This window comes from Pseudomonas sp. 20-5 (assembly GCF_056782835.1).
Map to the genome: position 1 here is coordinate 3,084,373 of NZ_CM165584.1, position 22,794 is coordinate 3,107,166.

Here is a 22,794-nt window from a genome sequence, read left to right on the forward strand (position 1 = left end):
GTGGTTGTTCGAAGGCCCCCAGGGCCAGGCTCCCTACCCGGAGCCATGGGTCAATCGGTGCGCCAGGGCCGCAGCCAGAGCGCCATGCCGAGCAGCGCCAGGCAGCCGGCGACGGTGCCCAGGCCCAATTGCAGCCAGATACCGTCGATGCGGAACAGCAGGCCGGCGGCGAGCGCCATGGCCAGGGCGTTCAGTAGCCACAGCCGGGCCCAGGGCAGGGCGCCGAGCAGGGCCTGGCGACGCATCAGCAGCAGCGCGGTGCAGAGCACCCCGCCAAGGGCCGCGAGGGGAATCCCCGGCAGTCCGAAAATCAACGGCAGGACCGCCAGCAGCGCGGCGTTCAGCGCGCTGCCGAGCAGCTCGCAGCGCAGCGGCAGGCGAGTATCGCCGGCGGCGTAGGCGTAACGCGCCAGCAAGGCATTCCAGGCGCCGAACACCAGTGGCACGGCGAACCAGGCCAGCAGCGCCGGCAACGGCGAGCCGGCGGTCTGCCGCGGCAGCAACAGGGCCACCAGGCCGGGTGCGGCAGCGACCAGCCCGACCCCGGCCGGCAGGGTCAGCAGGCTGGCGGTCTCCAGGCCGCGGCGAAGCAGGGCCAGGCGCTCGCCACCCTGGCGTCGGCTCATCATGCCGAGCAACACCTGGTTGAGGCTCATCAGGGCGATCAGCGGCAGGTTCATCAGCTTGCGCGCCAGGTTGACCCAGGTCACCGCGCCTTCGCCGAGCAGCGAGGCCACCAGCCGCTCGACCAGCGCCAGGCCCTGGCTGGCGGCGTTGCTCAGCAACAGCGGAGCGATGCGCCCGCCAAGCTCGCCCAGTTCGGTGCCGGACAGGCGCCAGTGCCAGGGCCGCCAGCCCTCGATCCATAGCGAAGGCAGCAGCACCAGCGGCATCAGCAGGCTGCCGAGCAGGCAGGCCAGGGCCAGTTGTTCGGGCTGGCTGGCCTGGCCGTGCAAGGCCAGGTAGAGCACCGGCGGCAGGTTGAACAGCAGCGAGCCGAGCCCGGCCAGGACGAAGCGCTCGGCGGCCTGCAGGGGGATGCTGAATAGCGCATGGAGCATCAGCCCCGGCACGCACCAGGCGAGGACCCGCAAGTTGGCCGCGGCCTGGGCGCTGGCCGTCTCGGCCAGGCCCGGGCCGAGCAAGCGCACCAGCCAGGGCGCCGCCGCCAGCAGCAGGAGGCTGAGCGCCACGGCGATACCGAGCAGCGCCGGGAGGATTGCCGCCAGCCAGTCGAGGCGACGTTCGCCCTGGCGTTCGAGGAACAGTGGCAGGGCCGCCGCGCTGAGCACGCCGCCGGCCAGCGACATGCGCAGGGCCTCGGGCAGGAACAGGGCGATGAGGAAGGCGTCGCTGCGCTCGCCGGCGCCCCAGGAGGCCACCAGCAGCCATTCGCGGGCGAAGCCCAGGCACAGGCCGAGCAGGGTGGCCAGGGTCAGCCAGAAGGCGGAGCCGAGCATCTCAGGCCTCGGCCCCGCGCTCGAGCTGTCGCTTGAGCTTGCGATAACCCACCGCCCGCGGTTGCGGCTGGCGTTCCGGGAACAGCCGGCGGGCTTCCAGCAGGTTGATCCCGACCAGCAGCCAGAACAGGCCGATCATCACCACGGCGAAGCTGAAGTAGTGGTCGAACAGGCCGCTGACCAGCGCCGCCAGGATGCCGCCCGTACTGCCCAGCCAGATCGCGTTGTCGCGGGTCAGGCGGATCGGGCCTTTCTCCGGACGGGCTTCGCGCCACCAGCGCCAGGTCACCGCGATGAACAGCAGCATGCCGCCGAGGCCGACCTTGTACATGAAGTTCAGCCACAGGTTGGAGATGCCCAGGAGGTCGGTACCCGGCACCGGCGGGTCGACCTTGAAGCCGATTCCCAGCGGATAGCGGGCGACGGCCTTGGGGAACATCCGGTATTCGTCGAAGCGCACCTCGGTACTGGCGTTCTGCGGCGAGAAGATGGTCGCCAGGCGTTCCTGCAACGGCGGGTAGCTGAGCACCAGGACCACCACCAGGCCGACCCCGAGCAACAGCAGGCGGCCGGTGTAGGGCACCTTGCGCAGGGACATCCAGAACAGCACCACCGCCAGGCTGAGCATCGCCCCGCGGGAACTGGCGAGGAGGATCGCGGCGGCGCCGAGGACCGCCACGGCGAGGCCCAGGCCGCGCCGCCAGCCCTGGTTGGCGACCCCGTAGCAGAACGCCAGGGGCAGCAGCAGGGCCATGATCCCGCCGGTGGCGTTGGGGTGCATCCATGGCGAGCCCATCCGCGAGGAAAGCGCCTCCAGGCCGAACTTGAGGGTGTCCAGGTTGGCGTAGTTGAACATCGCCAGGATCGGCGCCATCCCCGACGCCGAGCGGTAGCGGATGAACACCGCGATGGACATCAGCAGCATCGCCAGGGTGCCCAGCAGCAGGGCGATGACCAGGGTCTCGCGGTTCTTGCGCTCCACCAGCAGGCGTCCGGCGAGGAACACGATGGACAGGTTGAGCAGCCAGCGCAGCCAGTTCGACAGGCCGCTGGCCTCGGCCTTGATGCTGACCTGGCCGACCACGAACGGCAGCACGGTGAACAGCATCAGCCACAGCAGCATGCGCTCGGTGGAGCGGTAGCGCAGCGCCGGCGCCGGCGGCAGGCGCGAGAGGAAGATGTGCCAGAGCACCGCGCCCCAGGTCAGGGCGAGGATCGCTTCGCTGACCGTCGAACGGATCCCCACGTTGACCGTGGAGTAGGGCATGAAGGTCGCCACCAGGGCGAACAGCAGCAGCCCCCAGAACGGGAAGCGCAGGATGGTGACCGCGGCCGCCAGGCCGACCATGGCGGCGCCGGCCTTGGCCGGGCTGAGCATCAGCAGCGCTCCGCCGAAGGCCAGGCCGAAGACGACAGCGACGAGGTTTCCCAACGACATTCTCAACTCAGTTCCTCGATCAGTGCGGCCAGCCGTTGCCGGTAGGCTTCGCGGTTGAAGCGCGCGGCCCAGGCGATGAGTTCTTCCGCCGAGGCTTCGCGCGGCGCATCGGCCAGGCGCAGCATCAGGCGTTCCAGGGCGGCGCCGTCGCTGGGCGAGAAGCGCGGCGCCGACGGCGGGGTGACTTCGTCCAGCGAGGTGCCGCTGGCCACCGCCACCGGCGTGCCGACGCTCAGCGCCTCGACCACCGGCAGGCCGAAGCCTTCCGCGTAGGACGGTTGCCAGAGCCGCTCGGCCTGGCGGTACAGCGCGTGCAGTTCGGCGTCGTCGAGCCCGCCGAGCGCGTGCAGGCCGGGCAAGCCGCGTTGTTCCTCGGGCAGGTGGTCGAGGCTGCCGACCAGCACCAGCGGCGGCACGCCGGGCGCCTGGGCGCGCGCCCGGGTCCAGGCACTGACGAACCAGGGCACGTTCTTGCGCAGTTCGCGGGTACCCACCAGCAGCCAGTAGCGTGGCGGCAGGCCGCGTGCCGAGAGGTCGGCGGGTTCGCCGGCGAAGCCGTCGACCTGGTTGGGCAGCACCCGGACTTTCCCGGCGACCCCGGGAAACAGCCGCACAGCCTCGTCGGCGCTGTACTGCGAAGGGGTCCAGACACGGTCGGCGACACGCAGCGCATAGGCGATCGACAGGTAGTCGCTGATCCGATAGACCAGTGCCTTGAGGCGGTTGGCGTGGTAGTTCTTCAGGGTGATCTGGAACAGGTCGTGGATCAGCAGCGCATAGCGCACGCCCGGCGGACGCGGCGGTAGCGGCAGGCCCATGTTGAAGGTGCTGATGTACAGGTCGATGTCCTGTTCGCGCAAGGCGCGTGGGAGGAACCCGGCTTCGAAGCGCAGGCGCTGGTGCGGCTGGTGCATCGCGGTGCGCGGGCAGCCCCACGGCGGGCAGACCGCCCGCTGGCGCAGCGGGTCGTCGAGAGGGGCCACGGTGAAGCGGGTCACCTGCGTGCCGGGCAGGCTTTCCAGGGCCTGCTCCATGGCATAGACCTGGCGGCTGATGCCCGAGTGCGGCGAGCTGCCGACGGTGCGGTAGTCGAGTCCTATGCGCATGCCGGCGCTCCTTCGGCGAGGCCGGCGTAGACCTGTTCCAGTTGGCTGGCGGCGACGCTCCAGTCGTGCGCGCGACGTACGTAGGCGCGGCCGTTCTCGCCCAGCGCGCGGGCCTGCGCCGGGTCCTGCAACAGGCGCACCACGGCGTTGGCGAGCTGCTCGGCGGATTCGCCGCCGAGGTAGTCCTCGCCGTCCCGCAGTTCCAGGCCGGAAACGCCCTGCGCGGTACTCGCCAGCGGCAGCCCGGCGGCCAGGGCCTCGAGCACCTTCAGCTTCGAACCGCCGCCATGGCGCAGCGCGGCGAGGAACACCGAACTGCTCGATTGCAGTTGCAGCAGGTCGGGAACGAAGCCTTGCCATTCGATGCGCGGATCGCTCCAGCGTTGCGCCCACTCCGCCGGCAGCGCATAGCCGCAGACGCTCATGCGCGCCTCGGGGCAGTGTGCCCAGACCCGCGGCAGGATCTCGTCGAGCATCCATTCCACGGCATCGACGTTCGGTGCGTATTCGTAGTTGCCGAGGAACAGCACGCGCTGCGCTTCGGGCGTCGGCCGGGCGGCGGCGAAGTGCTCGCAGTCGACCCCGTTGACCACCACTGGCACCGGGCGCCCGAGCATCGCGCCGAGCTGCCGCGCATCTTTCTCGGTCACGGCGACGACCGCTGCCGCCTGGCTCATCACCCGGCGTTCCCAGCGGCGGTAACGCCACTGGTCGTAGCGCACGAAGGGCAGCGCCCAGCCCGGCAGGCGGTCGTAGGTGGCGGCACCGAGGGACGACTCGACGTTGTGCTCGGTGAGCACGAACGGCTGGCCGGCGTCGCGCAGCGGTCGCTCGTAGGGCTGGAAGCTATAGCTGTGCTCGACCTGGACCACGTCCCAGGGCTCGCGCAGCAACTCCGTGGCGGTGCGTTGCAGCTCCGCCGACAGGCCGTTGACGCTGGCCAGCAGCGGGTAGGGCGCGAACAGCGCGGCGAGCAGCGTGGAGAGGCTGCGCAGCGGTCGGCGCGGCAGCACGACCAGGCGTTCGAGGAAGGGCTCCAGGGCCTGGCGGTCCTCGGCGCTCACCGGCTGCTTGCTGTGCAGCAGCACGGTGATCCGGTGGCCGCGTGCCGCGAGGCTGCGCAGCAGGTGGTACTGGCGGGTCTTGCCGCCGCTGGTGGTGGGCCAGGGCGAGTAGGGCAGGATCCAGAGAATACGCATGGGTGGCTTCACTCCCAGACCAGCATCTGCAGGCTGGACTTCACCGGGACTTCCAGGCCGTCGCTGCCGCTCAAGGGCGTGACCTTGCCGCTGAGCGGATCGTGCAGGGTGGCCTCCTTGAGCTTCGGTAGGCGCACGTTGCCGCCGCGGGCCGACCAGAACAGCCAGACGTTGCGACCGTCCTCGCGGGTCCAGCCGATGCTGAAGGAACCGTCGGGCAGGTCCTCGGTGACCGGCGGGTCGGCCGGGCGCAGCTTCGGCCCGGTGACCTTGAGGAAGCGTTGCAGGGCCCGGTAGACCGGCTTGGGGTTGGCGTCCAGGTCGAGCAGGCCGTAGTCGCGGTCGCGCACGCTGGCGCGCTGGTCGAGATCGCTGAGGGTGAAGAGGAAGATCCGGTCGTAGTCCAGTGCACTCATCAGCGCCAGGCGACGCAGCACGTAGTCGGCCTGGCCTTCGACGCCAATGATGTCCTGCAACTCCTTCGGCCCCTTGTAGGCCGACCAGCCCCACTCGGTGCTCCAGATCGCCGGCACGCCGGCGTTGCGCAAGGCGCGGTTGATCTGGTTGGCGTGGGAGACGAAGTCCAGGTTCCACGGGTAGTTGCCTTCCGGCAACTGGGTATAGGGGTGGTAGGTGGCGATGGTGCCGAGGCTCTCCACGCCCAGGTGGCCGAGGGCATCGAACATGGTGCGGCCGTCGGGCATCTCGCTGAAGAAGGCCATGCCGGCGGAAACCACCGGCTTCTCCGGGTCGACCATGCGCAGGGCGATGGTGCTGGCCTGGAGCAGCTTGGCGTAGCCTTCCGGGTCGGCCTTGGGCCGCCAGAAGCCGATCAGGTTGGGCTCGTTCCATACCTGCCAGGCGGCCACGCTCGGGTAGCGCTGCGAGAGCATCGCCATGCGCCGGGCGAAGACTTCCGGGTCGCGCGGCGGATACTGGTCCTGGAAGGGCGAATAGAACGGCGCGGTGGTGATGAAGCGGGCCGAGCCGACCAGGTAGAACACCGACTTCAGCTGGCGCGCCTCGAGATCCTTGACCAACTGGTCGAGGGAGGCCAGCTGGTACTGGTCCTCGGCGGTTTCCAGGCGGTCCCAGTGCAGGTCCAGGCGCACCCACTCCAGCCCCAGGTCCTGCAGGCGGTCGATCTGCTTGTTGTAACGCTCCGGGCTGAACCAGAGGAACTGCGCGTTGACCCCGAGGAAGTCTTTCCAGACCACCGCGCGAGGCGCCTTCAGTACCTGGATCTCGGCGTCGGCGGGACGCCCCCAGAACACCAGCAGCAGTACCACGGCGAGCAGCAGCGCGCTGCCGCCCAGATAGAGTCCCTTACGTGCCATGAACGGTTCCCACCATGTCGTTGAACAGTGCCTGGAAGCGCAGCGCGGTGCGCGGCCAGGTCCGCGCATGGCCGATCGCTCCGGCGCGCTCGGCCCAGGCCTGTGCCAGGCGGGGTTCGCGAGCGAGGTTCAACAACTGTTCGGAGAGGGCTGCCACGTCTCCCTGAGGGTAGATGGCGCCGTTGCCGCTGGCGACTTCCTCGGCGAAGGCACGAGCGTCCGAGGTGATCGCGCCGCGCCCGCAGGCTGCCGCCCAGGACAGGGCGCCGCTGGTGCCGCGCTGCTGGCCGAGCAGACCGAGTTTCTTCGACTCGCGGTACGGCAGGACCATCACGTGGTGGGCCTGGATGGTACGCGGGATGTCCGCGGCGGCCAGGTTCAGGTTCCAGTCGATGGCGTCGGCCAGGCCAAGCTCGGCGATCTGTGCCTTCAACTGGTCGAGGTAGTTGCCGCCGGCGCCGAAGGCCATTTCCGCGGCGGTGCCGCCGGCCAGGGTCAGGCGCACGCGCTGGCGCATCTCCGGCGCGCTGGCGAATAGGTCGGCGAGGGCCTCGAGCAGGTCCTCGATGCCTTTGCCGCGATAGATGAATCCGAAGTACAGCAGGCGCAGGGTGTCCAGCGACGGCAGCGGCACCGTGGCGATCTCCAGGTTGCCGTGGTTGATCACCTCGACCCGCCCGGGCGGCAGGCGCATCCGCCGGGCCAGGCACTCGCCGCCCAGGCCGGTGAGGGTCACCAGGCGCGTCAGGCCCTGGGCCACGGCACGCTCTTCGCGCAGGGTCAGCGGGTCGGCGAGCACCACGGCGGCCTGGGGCAGGGGAGAGGGCAGGCGTTCCAGCAGGTTCAGCGGCCAGGGCAGGCGCTCGCGGCGCCAGACCATGCGCTCCGGATCGTGCACCGTGGCGCTCAGCGGCAGGCGCGGGAAGCGCTTGCGCAGCTCGCGCAGGGCGATGAACTCGCCCAGGCGGCCGCCGCCGAGTTCGGCATGGACCAGGTCGAAGGCGTTCCAGTCGACGCTGTCCAGCCGGCTGGCGATATTCGCGCTGTCGGCCGCCACGCCGGCGAGCGGCGTGGCTACTTCGATGCCGAGACCCTGCAGGGCGTTGCGGAAATGACTGGCGTAGTCGGCGATGCCATTCTTTTCCGGCGGCAGGGGCGCGAGGAGGGCGATCCGCATCAGAACGCGCTCCGGTAGCGGGCGATGGTCTGCAGGACCTTGCTCGGCACCTCGAAGCGGCGCCGGTTGATGATGATCCCGTCGACCTTGCCGAACGCCGTGGTGAGGATGGTCAGCGCATGCTCGACCACCGGCACGGTGCTCTTCTGCGCCTCTACCACCAGGGCGATCAGGTCGGCGCGGCGCAGGGCGATGAAGGCCTCGCGGCTGTCCAGCAGGGCCGGCGCGTCGAGCAATACCACTTCACCCGGCTGGGCCGGTTCGCCGCCGATCCGCACGCGCACGCCGTTTTCCTCCAGCAGGCGGCGCAGTTGCTCGATGATGAAGGTCACGCCTTCACCGTGGCGCGCCGAGGTCAGGCCCAGGGTCAGGCCCTTTTCCTCGATGCGCGCGTAGGGCAGCAGCCCGTACAGCCGGTAGATGCTGGCGGTGAAGGCGTTGCTGCTCTCCGCGGTGCTGTTGCTCAGCTCCGGCAGGGTGGTCCACAGCGGCAGGCCGAATTTCTCCTCGACCAGGCCGCCGTCGTGGATGCGCTGGTCGAGCAGGTAGCAGAGATAGACCACCAGCAGGCCGACGGCGAGGCCGAAGGGCACGGCGAGGAACAGCATCAGCAGGGTTTTCGGGAAGATCCGCCCGGGGTTGTAGGTGGCTTCCTCGATCACCGAGATGTTGCTGATCTGGCTCTTGTCCAGTTCACGGTCGATCCGCGATTTCTCCAGGCTGTCGACGTACAGCGCGTAGTTGCGCTCGGTGGCGTTCAGCTCGCGCTGCAGGCGCGCCAGGGTCGGCTCGATGTCCAGCGCTTCGCGCCGTTGCGCCTCGAGTTCAGCGAGCTGCTTTTCCTGCTCCGCGAGCTGGGTGCGCAGGGCCGCGTTGTTGCTGGTCTCGTCCAGCAGGACCCGTTCCAGGTGAGTGGTCAGGGTGTTCGGCGCGCGGTCCTCGGAACTCTGCACGGTGGCGCCTTCGTCCTGGACTTCCTTCTCCAGGGCACGGATCGAGGCGTCCAGGGCCTTCACCGGCGGCGCGTCGTCGGTGTAGGTGCGCATCATGTCGGCGCGTTCCAGGCGCTTCTGGTTGAGCAGCCGGCGCAGGTCCTGCTGCGCCGGGTTCAGCGCGATCTGCCGCACCGTGACGATCTCCCTGGGCAGCCCCTTGAGTTGCTGGCGGGTGGATTCCAGGGCGCTGTCGGAGGAGGCGATCAGGCGGATCGAGTTGAAACGCTCGCCGCGCAGCACGTTGATCCGCTCGGACAGGTCCTGCAGGCGGTCCTCGATGCTGGATGCGCCGATCTCGTTGAGGTGCTTGAGGATCTGCGCCTTGTAGCTCTTGATCTGCGCCGCGCTGTCGGCAGTCTGCGCCTCGTAGAAGGCGTACAGGCTCTTGCGGCCGAGCGCCTGGGTGCGCTCTTCCATGTAGATCTCGATCCAGGCCTTGACCACTTCCTGGGCGACTTCCGGCTCGCTCCAGGTGAAGCTGATCTCCATCACCGTCGAGCCGGCCGCATGGGTGACCTCGAATTTCTTCTCGAGGTCCTTGGCCAGGCGCTCGACCGCGGTGGTTTCCTCGATCACGCCGAAGGTTTCCAGGGTCACGCGAATCCCGTCGAACACCGCGCCGATGGCCTTCTTCACATAGAACTTGGTGCGCTTCCACAGGCCCTCCGGCGGCGGCCGGTTGGCCAGCACCTCGAGGTAGCGCTCGGCCACCTGACGGACGATCGGCCGGCCGGTGAGCAGGCGTTCTTCGTCGACGATAGGGTCGCGCTGGGTGCTCGGCATCACCAGCGCCTGGCGGTTGCTGATCTCGATCGGCAGGGTCGAGTCACGGCCCGGCTTGACCAGCAGGCGTGCGTTGGACTCGTACTTGGCCGGCAGCAGGAAGGCGCCGAGGACGATGATCACCACCGCGCTGAGGGCCGCCAGCTTGAACTCGCGCTGGTAGATGAACAGCAGGCGCAACAGATCACGCAAGGAACGAATTTCTATCATGGCGATGTCGCTCCTCAGCGATCGTTGTTGACGGTGTAGCTGACGCCGACGCCGATGGACTTGGCGAAGGGCAGCAACTGGTTCAGGTAGACGTCGACGCCCTCGATACGGTCGCCGACCATCGACTTGGGCACGAAGACGATGTCGCCACGCTGCATGGCCAGGGGCTTGCGGCCTTCCGGCCCGATCTTCATCAACTGGCTGAAGTCGAGGAAGTAGGCGTGATAGCGGCCTTCCGAGTCCTCGCGCATGAGCGCCACGCGGCGGGCGTCGCCCACCGGCAGGATGCCGCCGGCGCCGAGGATCGCCTGCTCCATATTGTTGGCGGCGGGGATCGGCACGGCCGACGGGTTGCGCACCGCGCCGCCGACGAACACCGTATTGCCCGGCGCCTGGTTGATGTTCACCGTGACCCGCGGCTCGCGGTAGATCGGCGCGAGCTTGGTGGTCAGCTCGTTGGCGATTTCCTGCGGCGTGCGGTGCGCGGCCTGGATGCGACCGATGAACGGATAGTAGATGCTGCCGTCGTTGAGCACGGTGTACAGCGTCAGTTCATAGATGGTGGCGACGTTGAACGCCGAGAGGGTCGGCATCTCCCCGGCATCGCGGACGATCCGCAGGGTGTCCCCGACGCGCACCCGCTCCATCGCCGGCGGTAGCCTGGCGAGTTCTTCCAGGGCACGCTTGCCGCTGTCCACGGTGTCGCTGTCCGGTGCGGGAATCCGTGCGGGGGTGTTGCATGCGGCCAGGGCGAGCATGGCGAGCATGAGGAGGGTGCGTTTCATGAGGGAGCACTTCCTGTAGGTCATGATGTTCACTTCCAGTAGCCTGGAAACATGCTGATGCGGCGCTTGAGGGCGACCGGCAGGTGGCGTTCCAACTGGCCAAGGCGGTAGCCGAGCAGCTTGAACGCGCTACGCAGCGCTATTTCAGGTACGCGATACAGGGCACCGGCGGCACGCAAGGCCTGTATCTCGGCGAGGACATAGCGCTTGCCCTCGCCACCCGCGCCGCCGAAGGCGGCACGTATCCAACGCTCGCGGCCGTAGAACACGCCGATGTCGAAATAGCGGCGGAACTCTTCCAGCAAGCGGTAATCGTGGGAATGGTAGACCTCGGCGCTGGCCGCGTAGCGCACCGCGTAGCCGGCCTGCAGCAGGCGCGCGGCGACGTAGGCGTCCTCGCTGCCGATGACGTCTTCGGGGAAGCCGCCGACGGCCGCCAGGGCGTCGCTGCGGTAGGCGGAGAACGAGTCGGAACTGAAGCAGGTCTTGATCCCCAGTTCCGAGGCGTCGGCCAGGCGCTTGCTGCGGCTTTCCGGCGGGTAGTTGAAGCGCCGCGCCTGGGCACCGAGCAGGCCGGCGCCGGGGTGCGGCAACTGGCGGCCGTAGGCCACGCCGATGTCGGCCTCGGCATAGAGTTCGTCGAGCAGGTTGGCGAAACTGTCGGGCGAGGCGGGAATGGCGTCCTGGGTCAGGTAGATCAGCGCGTCGGCCTCGACCTGCTGGCTGGCCCAGCGCCGCGTCCCGCCGTGGTTGAAGCTGGCCGGCTCGATGACCGCGACCCGCGCGCCGAAGGCGCGGAAGCGCTCCACCGTGTCGTCGCTGGAGCGGCTGTCCACCACCAGGATGCTGTCCGGCTGCCGCCGTTGCGCGGCCAGGGCCGGCAGCAGCCGGTCCAGGTGCGCGCCGGCGTTGCGCGTGGGAATGACCAGGGCGCAGCGCATCAGGCTTTCTTCTCGTCGCTGGCGGGGGCGCGACCGTAGATATCGTTGAAGCGGACGATGTCGTCCTCGCCGAGGTACTCGCCGCTCTGTACCTCGATCATCACCAGGTCGATGATCCCCGGGTTGCTCAGGCGGTGGCTATGCCCGGCGGGGATGAAGGTGGATTCGTTGGTGTTGAGGAGAAACTCGCGCTCGCCGTTCTCCACCAGCGCCATGCCGCTGACCACGATCCAGTGCTCGCTGCGATGGTGGTGCATCTGCAACGACAGCGAAGCCTTGGGGCGCACCACGATGCGCTTGATCTTGAAGCGGCGGCCTTCCTCGAGCACGGTGTAGGTGCCCCAGGGCCGGCTGACCGTGCGGTGCAGGCGGAAGGCGTCGTGGCCGCGACGCTTGAGTTCCTGGGCGACGAACTTGACGTCCTGGCTGCGCGCCGCGTCGGCCACCAGCAGGGCGTCGGGGGTGTCGACGATGATCAGGTCGTGCACGCCGACGGCGCCGACCAGGCGCTTCGGCGAATCGATGTAGCAGTTGCTGACGTCGTGCAGCACGCTTTCGCCGCGTACCTGGTTGCCGTTCTCGTCCGCCGCGCTGAGTTCGCGCAGCGCCTGCCAGGAGCCGATGTCGCTCCAGCCGATGGAGCAGGGCACCACGGCGACCTTGTCCGAGCGCTCCATCAGCGCGTAGTCGACGGAGATGTCCGGCGCCTCGGCGAAGGCCCCGGCGGCCAGCTCGCGCTGGCGGCACTGGCCGTTCTCCAGGCTGCTGCCGTCGGCCAGGGCGGCGCGGGCGGCGATCAGCACCTCCGGCGCGTGGCGCTCCAGTTCCTGCAACACGGTGGCGGCCTGGAAGCAGAACATGCCGGCGTTCCACAGGTACTTGCCGCTGTCCAGGTAGGACTGGGCGGTGGCCTGGTCGGGTTTCTCGACGAAGCGCGCGACCCGGAAGCCGTTGCCCAGCGGGGCGCCCTGTTCGATATAGCCGAAGCCGGTCTCGGCGCGCTCCGGGGTGATGCCGAAGGTCACCAGGTAGCCTTGGGCCGCGAGTCCGCGAGCCTCGGCCACCGCCGCGGCGAAGGCCTGCTCGTCGCGGATCAGGTGGTCGGCGGGAAGGATCAGCAACTGCGCCTGGTCGCCGAAGTGCTCCTGCACATGCAGCGCGGCGGCGGCGATGGCCGGCGCGGTATTGCGTCCCACCGGCTCCAGCAGCAGGTCCTGGGCCAGGCCGCTGCGGTTGACCGCGCGGTAGTCGTCCAGGGTACGGAACAGCAGGTCGCGGTTGGTCACCGTGAGCAGGCGGGCGACGTCCGGCAGCCCGGCGATACGCAGGAAGGTCTTCTGCAACAGGCTCTGGTCATCGGCCAGGCGCATGAAGGGTTTCGGCATGCTCTCCCGGGAAACCGGCCACAGGCGGGTCCCGGAACCGCCGGAAACGATGCAGGGGATCAGCGGGGCGACGGCGTTCATCAGTAGACTTCCTTGGTCAGGAGTACGGCTGGCACCGTACGGAACAGGATGTAGAGGTCGAACCACACCGACCACTTGGCGATGTATTCGAGGTCGTATTCCACGCGTTTCTTGATCTTGTGCAGGGTGTCGGTCTCACCCCGGTAGCCGTTGATCTGCGCCCAGCCGGTGATGCCGGGCTTGACCCGGTGGCGCGAGCTGTATTCGCTGACCGCCTCCTCGAAGGGAATGCCGGCGGCCTTGGTCGCGGTGGCGTGGGGGCGCGGGCCGACCATCGACATGCTGCCGGCGAGCACGTTGAACAGCTGCGGCAGCTCGTCGATGCTGGTCTTGCGGATGAAGCGGCCGACCCGGGTGATGCGGTCGTCGTCGCGGGTGGTCTGGCGTTCGGCGTTGGCGTCGGTCCTTTCCGTGTACATCGAGCGGAACTTGAAGACCCAGATCAGCCGGTTATTGTAGCCGTAGCGTTTCTGCCGGAACAGCACAGGCCCCTTGGAGTCGAGCCTGATCGCCAGGGCCACCAGGGCCATCAGCGGGGCGAAGAGGACCAGCGCGATGCTCGCCAGGACCAGGTCCTCGCAGCGCTTGATCAGCGGCGACCAGCCGCGCAGCGGCAGCTCGGACGCGTTGAACATGGGGATCCCGGAGACATCGACGATGCGGTTGTGGGCATGCCGGAAGGCAGCCATGTCCGGCACCAGCAGGACGTTCACCGGCAATTGCCGCAGGCGATGGACGATGGCGCCGATGCGCCCCTCGGCGAACCAGGGCAGGGCGACCAGCACCTGGTCGACCTGTTCCTGGCGGATCAGCTTCTCCAGGTCCTTGGTGTTGCCCAGCAGCGGCAGCGAGTTGTAGTTCTCCGGGACCCGCTCGGAGCGGTCGTCGATGAAGCCGATGATGCCGGAGCGGATGTCGTGGTTGCGTACCAGGTATTCGGCCAGGTGCATGCCGCTCTCGGTGAAGCCGAGGATCACCGTGCGTTGCAGGTACATGCCGCGTTTCATCCAGGCCCGGTACAGGCGCAGCACCAGCAGGCGCTGCACGCCGAACAGCAGCAGGCTGCCGGTGAACCAGAAGATCACCAGCTTGCTGCTGAGGTAGGGAAACAGGCCCAGGCCCTGGTACATGAACAACAGCAGGCAGAACGCCGAGGCCCAGGCGAAGAACATGATGCGGAAGCGCAGGCGGTTGCTGAAGATATCGTCGGAGTAGACGTCCAGTGCCTGGAACATGATCACCGTGAGCGCGCCGAAGAACAGCAGCAGCCCGAGCATGTTGCTGCGCAGCTCCACGGGAACCAGGCCGGGGTAGTACAGCAGGAACAGCGCCGGGGCGATGGCGGTGAGCGCGTGTACCAGTTTGGTCGCGACCAGGAAGTACTCGATGAATCCAGCCCGTGTCAGCGACAGGCTATCTACCGACTTCGAATGCATGTTGTTTGCTCTGCCGATCACGGGCAGTCCATTGAGTGGATAGGGAAGAGCAAGGCGGTGAAGCGTCAATTTAGTGACTATTTTTCATTTGCCACGCGGTTTAGTCATTTTCCCGTCGAATAGGTTCATTCGTCGATAGTGGCTTTGTGATAGCTATCTTAGCATTCCCAGGGAAATATCCGTAGTCTGGGTAAGTTTTTTTAGTCAATTTATTGACGTATTTCTGGCGCCAAACTTTTATCCAAACAGTAGACGAGGAAATCTGACGCCGCCAATCCGCGAGCGCTCTGGCCTGGGAAGCGAAGCGGGGTGAAAGGTGAGGGCAGGCCGCTCGGTCAGGTGGCTAGCCGCCGGTTCGAAGACCCGCCTGTCCACTGGCGCTGCGGGCTGCCTGGGCAGGATGCGCCTGCGGTTCCATGACGCAGGTTGGCCGTTCGAGCGTGCCGGTCCGACCTGGGGGGCTTGGCGGACGTTGTCCGTTGCCCTCGTCGAAGGCGGAATAGGTTCGGGCCCGCGGCGTGCGCGGACGGCTCTACCAGAACCAGCCGCCGCGCGACAGCTCCTGCTGGCAACTGCGGTACTGGGCGCCGAACAGCGAGGCGCGGGACTGGACCTTCTGCGAGACGTTCTTCAGCCATGGCTTGGCGTCGTAGCTGCGGTTGCGGTAGCCGCCCCAGCCCTCGTGGTAGTTCAGGTACTGGCCGTAGGCGTCCCACTTGGAGACGCCGTTGACCCGCTGGCTCTTCTGGATGTACCAGCCCATGAAGTCCAGGGCGTCGGCGAAGTCGTCGCGGCTGGCGCCCCAGCCGCCGGCCTCGCGCTTGTAGTCGGCCCAGGTCTCGTCCTTGGCCTGGGCGTAGCCGTAGGCGGAGCTGACCCGGCCCCAGGGGATGAAACCGAGGAAGTAGTAGCGCGGCGGCAGGGCGTCATGCTTGAAGGAAGATTCCTGGTACATCATCGCCATCGGCACCTGGACCGGCGCGCCCCAGCGCTGCTGCATCTTCAGCGCCGCCTCGTGCCATTTCGGTTTTTCGCGGAAGATCTCGCAGAGGTTGTCGGGATTGGCGGGGGGCTTGGTGGCGCAGCCGGCAAGAGCCAGGAGCAGGGCCGGCATCGAGAGCCGCAGCATGAAAGGGGTCCTTTGGCAGACGTCTGGGTCGCTTAACGCTGGCGCTTTATACCCGCTTTCCGGCACTCCATGCATCCCCAGGCCGATTCCCTGCCTGCGGGGGGCGTCGGCGCTTCCTCAGGTCGGCCTGGGCGTCTCGGCCTGGCTGGGGGCTCCCTCCAGGCGCGGCCCCCAGTCCTCGACCTGGCCTTTTTCCAGGCGCCGCTCCAGGGTGCGCCGCCAGGATGGCGTCAGCGGCAGCGCCAGGCACTGGCGCAGCAGCTCGGCGTCGGCCCGCCTGTCGAACAGCACCTCGGACAGGCGCAACAACGACCAGTCCGGATGGCGCCGTTCGACCAGTTGCAGGATATCGCCAGCCGCCACCACGCCTTCCTCCAGCACCCGGTAGTACCAGCCGGTGCGCCCGGACTCCTGCACCCTCAGGGACATCCCGGCGACCTCGAAGCGGTCGTTGAGCTTCCAGCAGGGCATGCGCCCCTGGGACACTTCCAGCAGCGCGGTCCCGGCCCGCACGCGGTCGCCGAGGCAGACGTCGGCTTCGCTCCAGCCGCTGGTGCTGAAGTTCTCGCCGAAGGCGCCCGCCTGCATCAGCAGGGGGTGTTCGCCCAGTTCGGCGATCCAGGCGGCGTAGTGTTCGCGCGGATAATGGTGGATCGCCTTCTCGATGCCGCCATGGACGCGCAGGTCGCCTTGTTCGTCACCCTCCAGGCCGACAGGGGTGACCCTGAGCGCGCCGTCGCGCGGAGACTTGGCGATGCCGCTGCGCGAGCCGGGGCGGGTGAAGGGCCGGGCGCGGCCGGTGAGAAGGGCATCCAGGGGTAGGGCAGGCAGGGGCATGGGAGGGTTCTCTAAGATGCAAGATGGTATCGACTAAATACAATATAGAGTCCGCCAAGCCTTCGCCCGCTGTCAAGCCGCCAGACCCTCCGGATGCGTCGATAGCCTCGGCGGGCCGGGGGCATCCAGGCCCCCTAGTTGAGCTGCCGTGGGGTCCCGACAGGAAACCGCAAAGGCGCCGGACGTCGCGATACGACGTCCGGCATCGGCGGCCCTCAGCGCAGCCCGTAGCCCTTGTCGACGATCAACTCCTGGCCGTAGAGCCCGGCGGATTTCGACGACAGCAGGAACATCACCACGTCGACGATTTCCCCGGGGCTGAGGAAGCTGCCGTCGACCAGGCGCTGGTTGATGCTCCGGGTGACAGACTCCGCCTGGGCATCGCTCAGGCCCAGTGACGCCCATATCGGGGTGGCGGTAGGGCCGGGGGAGACGAGGTTGATCCGCACGCCTTTTTCCGCCCATTCCACCGCCAGCGTCCTGGCCTGGGCGATCAGGGCCGCCTTGGAAGCGATGTAGGCGGCGAGCCCGGGGAAGGTCACTTGGCTGAGGAAGGTACCGATGAAGACTACGCTGGCCGGTTTGCTCGTTTGCCGGCTGAGCACGGAAAAGGTGTTCAGCGCCCCGGCGCCGTTGACCCGCCACTGCTGCTCGAACGCCAGGCTGTCCAGGCCGTCGGCGAGCTGGGCGATGCCGGAGTTGGGTACCAGGTAATCGACGGGGCCGATGGACGCGGCACGCGAAGCCAGGGCGTCCAGGTCCCGTTCGCGGGTGACGTCGCCCGCCAGCCAGTGCAGACGCTTGCCGGAGTGGGCGTGCAGGCTTTCCGGCGGTCCTTCGCGCCTTGCCATCGCCAGGACAGTCGCGCCGTGCCCGAGCAACGTTTCGGTCAGTTTCAGGCCGATGCCGGAACTCGCGCCGGTGACGACGGCGAACCGGTCGTTGAATTCACTCATGGGAATCCCTCGTGGGGTGATGGAGATACGGGTCTTCGATAGGGATGGATCAACGCGAGAGCGACGGGGCAGGGATGAGGCGGATGCCTTGTACCTGCACCTGGTCGCCGGCGTCGAACCGGGCGTTGGGAGAGCGGAAGCGTTCGGTCGTGCCGTCCTCGTAGCGAACGGTGTAGGCATTTTCGCTCAGACCGGTTGCCTGCTGGACGGAGGCGCCTCCCAGGGCTCCCAGCGCGGCCCCGGCGATAGCGCCCAGGGGACCGCCGAGGGCCGCGCCGACCATGACGCCAACCACGCCGCCGGCGCCGTAGCCGACCGTTCGGTCCCTATCTGCGGAAATCACTTCGGCGGAGTGGGCGAGGGGAGTCGTGGTTGCCAGGGCCAGTGCGATGAGGGGGAGCATGGGTTTCATGGGAAATCCTGAATGGGAAGGAGTCGCCATTGGCTTTCCATTTCCCATGCCAGGTTTTTTATTGATATAGATCAATGATTTGAAGGTTTATGAGTCATATTGACACGATCTTTTTGCGGTCGTAATGACCCGCATGTAGTCGGTTTGACTCTGCGCCGATGACAGTTTCGGGCGCTTCGGAACGGCCTCGTCGATGACGCTCAACGATCGGGGCGAGCGGGGCATTCGGCCGTTTGAGCAGGCCCGCACGATCGGGCAAGGACTCCCGAGGAATAGGCAATGACGAGGAGGGGAGGATGCCCAATAGTGACCGCGAACGAATGTCGGCGGCTGCGCTACGGTTGTCGAAATGCCAGACAGGAATAATGACGCTTTGAAACTTCCCTCGATACGGCGAGCCGCCATCGGCGGACATCACGATTCCCCGCAATTGCGCCAGGGGCGTTTCCACAATCTCAGCCCCAGGCCGGCGGACATGCCGGCACCCGGTGCCCGGGTGCTCTGGAACGCGCTTTTCAACAAGCCGAGAAGCACCGTCCCGCGGCAGCCTTTACCCGTGCTCAGCCCGAGTCGTGCCGAGCTCGATGCGACCGTCGATGGCAGTCTGTTCCGCCTGGGTCATTCGACCTTGCTGCTGAAACTGGCCGGTAGCTGGTGGTTGACCGACCCGGTATTTTCCGAGCGCGCCTCGCCGTTGCCGTTCGCCGGGCCGAAGCGTTTCCATGCGCCGCCGGTGGCATTGGCGGATCTCCCGCCGATCCGTGGGGTAATTCTTTCCCACGATCACTACGACCACCTGGACCGCGCCGCGATCAAGGCCCTGGTCCCGCTCGTCGAACTGTTCCTGGCGCCGCTCGGCGTAGGCGACCGCCTGCTGGCCTGGGGCGTACCGCCAGGCAAGGTGCGCCAACTGGACTGGTGGCAAGGTATCGAGGCTGGCGGTTTGCGCCTGACTGCCACGCCGGCACAGCACTTCTCAGGCCGTGGGCTACATGATGGGAACCGTACGCTGTGGTGTTCCTGGGTGATCGAAAGCGCCGAACTGAAGCTGTTCTTCAGCGGAGACAGCGGTTACTTCGATGGTTTCGCCGAAATCGGCCGCCGCTACGGACCGTTCGATCTGACCATGCTGGAAACCGGCGCCTACAACGAACATTGGCCGTACGTGCACATGCACCCGCAGCAGACCCTCCAGGCTCACCGGGATCTTGGCGGGCGCTGGCTGCTGCCGATCCACAACGGCACCTTCGACCTGGCCATGCATGCCTGGTACGAGCCGTTCGAACGGATACTCGAACTGGCCACCGAACACGGCGTGCGGGTTTCCACGCCGATGATGGGCGAGCGGATCGACCTGCAAGCACCGCATGCCGGCCGACGCTGGTGGCGCGAAGTGGTCGACAGCGAAACGCAGGTGCAGGGTTACGGCTGTTGCAGAAGCTAGGTCGGCGAGCGATCGCACGAGGGCTCCAGACGGAAGCCGCCATGGAGTCGCTTCGAAATGCGTGATGCTGCCCTAGGTCCTGTGAACCTGTAGATTCGCATAATGTATATTATGTTAAATTATGTAAATCGTTTATTAGACCCTTGCTCTTTTGCGCTCCGTTCCCGCTTCCATGCTTGGTTTGAAGCCTTCAGTCGAGTCCCACACCTCGACGGCTTGCTGCCCAGGTTAAATCCCGGACAGATTTGGCAGCACCCGCACAAGACCTCTGCTACCTCCTTCGCACGGAGCCGATTGCAACAATGCGGTATCGCCCGACACGGACCCGACATGAGCAAATGCCCGTCCGCACGCTGAATATCGCGCAGCCATGAAGCTGCATCTGTACCGCGGCTCATTGGCCCCATTTTCACCCTGTGCCACGTACTCGCAGCCTGCCGGCTGCTCTGGCACTCCGTCTGGACAATGGATTGGCAATCAACAGTCGAATGGATAGATCGACGTTGAATGCATTGGGACGACGTCCGCTGTCTTGAGTCGAAACCGGAACATGACATGAAGATGAAATTGTAGGTATGTTCCATTGACGATGACGGCGCTGCTGCGGCAAGCGCCGTCCTGCATTGAATATTCAAAAAGTGTTCTGGCGGGACTCATCTTTCTATTCGAAGATGAAACGAGCAGGCAACCATAGTAGAAGGACGACGGATGTCACCTAGCCCCTCCCCCGACGAGCGTCGGCTTGTATTCGAAGCGCGCCGACTGACCATTGAAGCACTGGTGAAAATCTATCTTGAGCAGGTTTCTTCCTCAAGGAACCTGGTGACGGTCTACCTTCGCCTCATGTTCACGTTGTCACTCGGTGCCCTCGCCGGCGTGATAACTCTATATGGGACCATGCTTCGCTTTGGCACTTCGGCCAGTATCAGCATGATTACTCCCCTGGAGGTGGTTCTTGCTATCGCAGCGCTTGCGGCCCTGGTCACTTCGGCTCTGCTTTCCGCGCGTGCGCTCCAGAAAAGTGCATTCGATGTCGCTCCGCTCTTGCATAACCCATTTCCAAGCGCGGACTCGGTGATCGATTCAATATTCGATGCAGACGATATCGATGAGCGGCAAATACTCAGAAAGCTTTATTTCGCCCTGGACAAGACTGTCGAGCATCAGCCTCCTCTCAGGCTCAGCACTCGTCTGATCACCCTCTTCCTTATTGGCGGTCTTTTCCTGACCGGGGCATCCTTTTTACTGTGAAGAGCGCGTTCGGTCTTTATGGTTATTTATCATCATCGATCAGGGGAGTACTCCAGATCACCAGTTCAAGGGCCGCGGCGATCTGAATGCGATGATCGGCAAGCCGGACGGGCAACAGGTCCTGGGCACGCTCCAGCCGGCGCAGCAATGTGTTGCGATGCGTGCCCAGCGCTTCTGCGGTCTGGGTGACATTGCAGCCATTGGCCAGGAAGGCGTGCAGCGAGCGCTGAAGCACCGAAGGCTCCGTCGCCAGCCGCCCCAGGGTGCTCAAGACGAACTGCCTGGCCGCGCGGTCGTCCTGGGTCATCAGCGACACCATCCTCACCTGGTCGATGGTGGCAACGGCGGGTGCGCCCGCCAGGCGGCCCATCAGCCTTTGCGTCGTCAGGGCCTCCAGATGCGAGCGACGGAAGCCATTGACTCCCGTGCCCGGCGAGCCGATTGCCGCGCGAATCCCTGAAAACCGCAGTGCGATGCCTTGCAGCAGGTTCAGGTCCAGCGGTTTCGCCGCATGGCTCCAGACCCACAGGGTCGCGGGGCCGGCGAATACGATCAACGGCGCCGCCGTGCCCGTGAGTTGCGCCAGGGTACGCGCCACATCCTCCAGAAGGCGGATCTCGGCGTCCGGGCTTTCGCACCAGACCAGGCCGGCGTAGTGCTTCTGGAAAAGGCTGTAGCCCAGCCGTCTGCCGAATTGCTCCGTATCCACATCCCTGCCCTCGAGCAGCCGACTGACCAGGCTTCGTTTGTCGATCGGGTCGTCATGGGCCTGGGCGCTCTTTTCTTCGAGGATGATCTGGGTCACCACACGCATGTTGCTGTCGATGAACTCCGAGATGGACCGCGACGAGACCTCCAGGAACTCCTCGAGCACCCTGGGATCCTGCGTCAGGTTGAAGGCCATCTTCATCCATAGCTCCCAGGCGGTGTTCTGTGTCGACCTCGCGACATTCATCAGCAGCTCGGACAGCCCTCTGCGGGCGAGTTCCCTGGCCGTGTCCACCATGTCGGCCGAGACGTAGGGTTGCACCGGTTCTCCGGGGCGCTGCAGATTGGCGTTCGCCCAATGCAGCAACTCTGCGCGGTTGGCGCGCCGGCACGCCGCGAGGATGACCGGGTCCTCCAGCAGCTTGGCATCTTCCGGTGAAGAGAACAGCGCCTGATTGAGGCGCTCGACCCACTCCGGCGGCAGCGTCTGAGCGAGCTCGGCGCCTTTGCGCATGAGTTCACGAACGGCTTCCGATGGGCGTGGCCAGGAGGATGGCGTACTGGTCATGGGCGGTGCAAAACACTCAAAAATCACAGAGGAAATGGTGCAGTTCGTACCTTGGCGCAAGGTTGGGGGAAACCTAGCATGAACTCACTGCCTGAACAAAAAAATACAAGGAGGCGCCGTGACGCTCCATGTTCTTTTTTTGGGGTTTAGCGCAGTGGCAAGCGGGCTTGTTCGCCGGTGCCCGTTGCCCGGGCAGCGACCCGCCTGCGCCAACCGTTCCTTCAATCCGGAGTTCTTTCAATGTCAGCCTCTCGCGATACCTTCAGCCTGCCCGTCGTAACCCGCTCGACTCCAGCGCAAGAGATTGCACTGCTGAGCGACCAGGCAGGTGCGGTGATCATCCGCAACTTCATGACCCCCGAACAAGTCGCACGGATCAACAACGAACTGGACGCTCCCCTGGCCGCGCTCGAGGCCGGCTCCAAGCACCAGCACGAGCTGATCGCCGAGTTCCATGGCCGCCAGACCAAACGGCTCACCAACCTCGTCACCCACAGCAAGACCTTTCGCGAGGAGATCCTCGATGACGACCTCTTTCACGACCTGGGGAATGTGCTCTACGCCGCGGAGTGCGGTGACTGGTGGCTGACCACGGCCCAGTTGATCGAGATCGGCCCAGGCAACAAAGCGCAAATGCTGCACCGCGACATGGCGCAGTACCAACCGTTCGTGGCCATGAATAAACATGCGCCGCGCACCATCACCAACCTGATGCTGGCGCTGACCGATTTCACCGAGGAAAACGGTGCCACGCGCTTGATCCCCGGGAGCCAGGACTGGGATGACTTCGACGATGTAGGAACCCCAGAAATGACGATCCCTGCCCTGTTGAAAGCAGGAGATGCCGTGCTGTTCGGCGGGAAAGTCGTTCATGGCGGCGGGGCCAACGTGACCGCTGACTTCTACCGTCGCGGGCTGACCATCCCGATGCAGGCTTCGATCATCACGCCTGAAGAGGCCTACCCGTTGATCGTGCCGCTCGAACTGGTCAGAACGCTTGCTCCGCGCGTTCAGAAGATCCTCGGCTTCCGCTCCCAGTACCCCAATGGCAGCCCAGGCCTGTGGCAACATAACTACGCAGACCTGGCCGACTATCTCCAGCTCTAGAAGCCTTCCACGCTGGCCGGCCTGGCCCCGAAGGCGCCAGGCCCAACCG

19 protein-coding genes are annotated in these 22,794 nt (G+C 66.3%); 3 read left to right on the top strand and 16 right to left on the bottom strand.

Annotated elements, in window-relative coordinates:
- Window positions 1-50: 50 nt before the first annotated feature.
- From AC1RB9_RS14175 to AC1RB9_RS14245, 15 genes are all read right to left on the bottom strand, one after another.
- A complete protein-coding gene (locus AC1RB9_RS14175) occupies window positions 51-1,460 on the bottom strand; it encodes a lipid II flippase MurJ (RefSeq protein WP_003122758.1) in 1,410 nt (469 codons plus the stop codon).
- Between the two features lies 1 nt (window position 1,461).
- Entirely contained in the window at window positions 1,462-2,898 is a 1,437-nt protein-coding gene (locus tag AC1RB9_RS14180; RefSeq protein ID WP_003089234.1) for a biofilm formation protein PslJ, read from the bottom strand.
- Window positions 2,899-2,900: 2 nt separating this feature from the next.
- Window positions 2,901-4,004, bottom strand: coding sequence for a glycosyltransferase family 4 protein (locus tag AC1RB9_RS14185; protein ID WP_003450807.1), 1,104 nt, complete (start codon window positions 4,002-4,004; stop codon window positions 2,901-2,903).
- A complete protein-coding gene (locus AC1RB9_RS14190; protein WP_003158940.1) occupies window positions 3,995-5,203 on the bottom strand; it encodes a glycosyltransferase family 4 protein in 1,209 nt (402 codons plus the stop codon). Before AC1RB9_RS14190 ends, AC1RB9_RS14185 begins: the two co-directional genes overlap by 10 nt.
- Window positions 5,204-5,211: 8 nt before the next feature.
- The gene (locus AC1RB9_RS14195; RefSeq protein WP_003450806.1) at window positions 5,212-6,540 is read right to left on the bottom strand and encodes a glycoside hydrolase 5 family protein; all 1,329 of its coding nucleotides are present in this window, start codon (window positions 6,538-6,540) and stop codon (window positions 5,212-5,214) included.
- Window positions 6,530-7,717 carry a glycosyltransferase family 4 protein gene (locus tag AC1RB9_RS14200; protein WP_003089229.1) on the bottom strand — a complete coding sequence of 396 codons (1,188 nt, stop codon included), beginning with the start codon at window positions 7,715-7,717 and terminating at the stop codon, window positions 6,530-6,532. The genes AC1RB9_RS14195 and AC1RB9_RS14200 overlap by 11 nt, the downstream gene beginning before the upstream one ends.
- A complete protein-coding gene (locus AC1RB9_RS14205; RefSeq protein ID WP_003113719.1) occupies window positions 7,717-9,705 on the bottom strand; it encodes a GumC family protein in 1,989 nt (662 codons plus the stop codon). The genes AC1RB9_RS14200 and AC1RB9_RS14205 overlap by 1 nt, the downstream gene beginning before the upstream one ends.
- Window positions 9,706-9,719: 14 nt before the next feature.
- A complete protein-coding gene (locus AC1RB9_RS14210; RefSeq protein ID WP_003089227.1) occupies window positions 9,720-10,490 on the bottom strand; it encodes a polysaccharide biosynthesis/export family protein in 771 nt (256 codons plus the stop codon).
- A gap of 29 nt (window positions 10,491-10,519) precedes the next feature.
- Window positions 10,520-11,431 (bottom strand): glycosyltransferase family 2 protein, encoded by a 912-nt coding sequence (locus tag AC1RB9_RS14215; RefSeq protein WP_003450805.1) that lies wholly within the window; start codon window positions 11,429-11,431, stop codon window positions 10,520-10,522.
- Complete coding sequence (locus AC1RB9_RS14220) at window positions 11,431-12,897, bottom strand: mannose-1-phosphate guanylyltransferase/mannose-6-phosphate isomerase (protein ID WP_003113717.1); 1,467 nt, start codon at window positions 12,895-12,897, stop codon at window positions 11,431-11,433. Before AC1RB9_RS14220 ends, AC1RB9_RS14215 begins: the two co-directional genes overlap by 1 nt.
- On the bottom strand, window positions 12,897-14,333 hold the full coding sequence (locus tag AC1RB9_RS14225) for an undecaprenyl-phosphate glucose phosphotransferase (protein ID WP_003111160.1): 1,437 nt from the start codon (window positions 14,331-14,333) through the stop codon (window positions 12,897-12,899). The genes AC1RB9_RS14220 and AC1RB9_RS14225 overlap by 1 nt, the downstream gene beginning before the upstream one ends.
- A gap of 532 nt (window positions 14,334-14,865) precedes the next feature.
- Complete coding sequence (locus AC1RB9_RS14230; protein WP_003089218.1) at window positions 14,866-15,462, bottom strand: transglycosylase SLT domain-containing protein; 597 nt, start codon at window positions 15,460-15,462, stop codon at window positions 14,866-14,868.
- Between the two features lie 117 nt (window positions 15,463-15,579).
- Window positions 15,580-16,299, bottom strand: a complete 720-nt coding sequence (locus tag AC1RB9_RS14235; RefSeq protein WP_003450804.1) for an MOSC domain-containing protein — start codon at window positions 16,297-16,299, stop codon at window positions 15,580-15,582.
- A 215-nt stretch (window positions 16,300-16,514) separates the two neighbouring features.
- On the bottom strand, window positions 16,515-17,255 hold the full coding sequence (locus AC1RB9_RS14240) for an SDR family NAD(P)-dependent oxidoreductase (RefSeq protein WP_481864887.1): 741 nt from the start codon (window positions 17,253-17,255) through the stop codon (window positions 16,515-16,517).
- 49 nt (window positions 17,256-17,304) lie between these two features.
- Window positions 17,305-17,667 carry a hypothetical protein gene (locus AC1RB9_RS14245; RefSeq protein ID WP_003450803.1) on the bottom strand — a complete coding sequence of 121 codons (363 nt, stop codon included), beginning with the start codon at window positions 17,665-17,667 and terminating at the stop codon, window positions 17,305-17,307.
- A gap of 349 nt (window positions 17,668-18,016) precedes the next feature.
- On the opposite strand from AC1RB9_RS14245, the gene AC1RB9_RS14250 reads away from it, so the two are divergent.
- Both AC1RB9_RS14250 and AC1RB9_RS14255 read left to right on the top strand, forming a co-directional pair.
- On the top strand, window positions 18,017-19,111 hold the full coding sequence (locus AC1RB9_RS14250; protein ID WP_004343548.1) for an MBL fold metallo-hydrolase: 1,095 nt from the start codon (window positions 18,017-18,019) through the stop codon (window positions 19,109-19,111).
- A 708-nt stretch (window positions 19,112-19,819) separates the two neighbouring features.
- Window positions 19,820-20,362: a hypothetical protein gene (locus AC1RB9_RS14255; protein WP_003122765.1), complete on the top strand. Its 543-nt coding sequence runs from the start codon at window positions 19,820-19,822 to the stop codon at window positions 20,360-20,362.
- 22 nt (window positions 20,363-20,384) lie between these two features.
- On the opposite strand, the gene AC1RB9_RS14260 is transcribed toward AC1RB9_RS14255, so the two are convergent.
- Complete coding sequence (locus tag AC1RB9_RS14260; RefSeq protein ID WP_003160255.1) at window positions 20,385-21,584, bottom strand: PucR family transcriptional regulator; 1,200 nt, start codon at window positions 21,582-21,584, stop codon at window positions 20,385-20,387.
- A 294-nt stretch (window positions 21,585-21,878) separates the two neighbouring features.
- Here AC1RB9_RS14260 and AC1RB9_RS14265 point away from each other — a divergent pair, with 294 nt between their 5' ends.
- Window positions 21,879-22,745: a phytanoyl-CoA dioxygenase family protein gene (locus AC1RB9_RS14265; RefSeq protein WP_003089190.1), complete on the top strand. Its 867-nt coding sequence runs from the start codon at window positions 21,879-21,881 to the stop codon at window positions 22,743-22,745.
- The last annotated feature ends 49 nt before the right edge of the window (window positions 22,746-22,794 follow it).